This window comes from Cryobacterium sp. MDB1-18-1 (assembly GCF_004402735.1).
Taxonomy (GTDB): Bacteria; Actinomycetota; Actinomycetes; order Actinomycetales; family Microbacteriaceae; genus Cryobacterium; species Cryobacterium glucosi.
In genome coordinates, this window is the sequence record NZ_SOFR01000062.1 from 1 (window position 1) to 2,475 (window position 2,475).

General features: G+C 64.3%; 1 protein-coding gene and 1 pseudogene. Both read left to right on the forward strand.

From position 1 onward, the window contains the following. Positions 1 to 157: 157 nt before the first annotated feature. Positions 158 to 1,467, forward strand: a pseudogene (locus tag E3O50_RS15005) (IS1380 family transposase). 480 nt (positions 1,468 to 1,947) lie between these two features. Continuing rightward, on the forward strand, positions 1,948 to 2,400 hold the full coding sequence (locus E3O50_RS15010) for an LPD29 domain-containing protein (RefSeq protein WP_134558684.1): 453 nt from the start codon (positions 1,948 to 1,950) through the stop codon (positions 2,398 to 2,400). The last annotated feature ends 75 nt before the right edge of the window (positions 2,401 to 2,475 follow it).

A 2,475-nucleotide genomic window follows, 5' to 3' on the forward strand; every position in this document is an offset into this window, starting at 1 on the left:
CGACGAGGCGGTGATCCTCCCAGAACTCGCCGCCGCCTAAGCTAGAACAACTGACCCGCACGGTGTTGAGAAACTCCACCACTCAGCGGGACGTGACCCTCTGTCCGCGACCTTCGACGATGGGAATCTCGTGTCGCTCGCCGGCCTCGTTCCCGCGATGTTGTTGGCGGCGTCGACGGGGCTGGGCGAGCTCGCGAACCGGTGGCTGAGCCTGCCGGGCTACTTCGGTGCGAACGCCGGATTGAAGGTCACCGCGCTGGTCGCGGGCATGGTCGCCGGCGCTGACTCCATCGACGACATGGCTGTCCTTCGCCACGGCGGGATGAAGAAACTCTTCGTCGGTGCTTACGCGCCGTCCACGTTGGGTTCGTTCTTGCGTGCGTTCACCTTCGGCCACGTCCGTCAACTCGACGCCGTCGCGTGGCGGTGGCTGGTCAACGTCGCCCAGACGGCACCGATCGTGGCTGGGATCAACGACTACGCCCTGGTCGATATCGACGACACCATCAAGGAAGTCCACGGCTACCAGAAGCAAGGCTCCGGCTACGGCTACTCCGGGGTCCGCGGGTTGAACGCGTTGATCGGCATCGTGTCACCACGGTGTCCGCGCCGATCATCATCGGGTCCAGGCTCCGCAAAGGCGCCGCCGGGTCCCCGCGCGGGGCGGGGAAGTTCGTCGGCGACATCCTCGCCACCGTCCGCCGGCTCCGGTCACAGACCGCGTCCGGCCTGGTACTCGTCCGCGCTGACAGTGCGTTCTACGGCCACGCGGTCGTCGCGGCCGCGCACCGGGCTGGCGCGAAAGTATCGATCACCGCCCGGATGGACCCGGCCGTGAAGCGCGCGATCGCTGCGATCGCTGATGACGCGTGGACGACGATTGAATACACCGACGCGATCCGGGACGAGACCACCGGGAAATGGATCTCCTCCGCCGAAGTCGCAGAGATTCCCTTCACCGCGTTCAGCTCCAGGAGGCTCAGCGAACGCATTACCGGGCGCCTGGTCGTCCGGCGGATCCCGGAGCTGAATCCGTTCGAGGGCACCGGGCAGCCGACCCTGTTCGACACGCACCGGTTCCACGCGTTCTTCACGACCAGCACCCTGGACACCGTCACGGCTGATAAAACCCACCGGCAACACGCGATCATCGAGCAGATCAACGCGGACCTCAAAGACAGTGCGCTCGCGCACCTGCCGTCGGGGATCTTCACCGCGAACGCGGCCTGGCTCGTGCTCGCCACGATCGCGTTCAACCTATCCCGCGCCGTCGGCACCCTCACCAGCACCGACCTCGGGAAGGCGCGCTCTGGCACCATCCGCCGCAAACTCATCCAGGTCCCGGCCCGAATCTCGACCTCGGCCCGGAAACTCCGGCTGCATTTACCGGCCAGTTGGCCTTGGGAGGACGGCTGGCAGGCCGTGTTCACGGCGGCCTGCGGCCCGCCGCGAACCGCGACCATCTGACCACCCAGCCAAACGGCGCAACCGGAGCAGGAACACCACCGGCAGCAAGGCCGGCCGCACCGCCATGCCCACCACCAGGAACCTCAGATCAACTCCGAGCGAAACCGCTCACCCAAGCCGACCGGTGGATCGAGGCTAAGCACCGCTCGCAGTTCGGGGGAGCGCCCAGGCTGTCCGATTCCATGTCGGCACCATAGCCGACCTCCCCGCGCCGGGTTGTGGAGCTGGGGAAAGATTGGCGCTCTCGTGGCTCGGTGCGCGGGCCGGCGCACGCTGGCCTTTTTGTTTTTTCGTCTGGGGGATTGTTCACTCCGTGCTGCCGGCGTCAAGCCGTCGTCGCAGTTTCGGCAAAACTTTTGGCCCGCTGTGCTCCTTCAAAACTTTGGCCTGCAACCGCTCCTTGGGGCTTGACCCCGACAGCACTCCATGAGGGCGGAAAACCGCCGAAAAGGCAAAAAAACGTTGAGGGAGATAGAGAAAATGACCGAATACATCACCACCAAGGACACCGCAAAGTTGGTTCGTGCGGCCTTGAAGAACGCTTTTCCCGGAGTGAAGTTCAGTGTTCGGATGAGTACCGGCACCGCGGCCGCGTGGATGAACGTGAGCTACAGCGACGGACCCACAGAACTCGAAGTGCGCCGAATCACCGGCCACTACGAGGGCCGCCATTTCAACGGTATGACGGACGGCTACGACGACGCCGGAACGGTCCTAGTCGCGGGAGACGGCGAAGACATGCCCCGTGAGGTGCGTTACTGCTGCGACGGAGTCAACAGCCACCGTGACTACACCGCCGCCGGATACCGCGCAGCACAACATCTCATCAGCACCGACAGCGAGCACAAAGACTTAGTTCTATTCACCCCCGAGGGCAACCCCATTGACAATGCGACTGGGACTGCCCCAAGTTCAGTTGACTCAAAGGGTTAGTGGTCTCAGGCGGCTTTGAGGGCCACGTTTATTGTCTCAAACTCGATCGGGGTGAGCTTGCCGAGGCGGCGTTGC

Excerpts from the sequence above, each read along its gene's own strand:
- E3O50_RS15010 (WP_134558684.1), top strand. The coding sequence starts at position 1,948 with ATGACCGAATACATCACCACCAAGGACACCGCAAAGTTGGTTCGTGCG.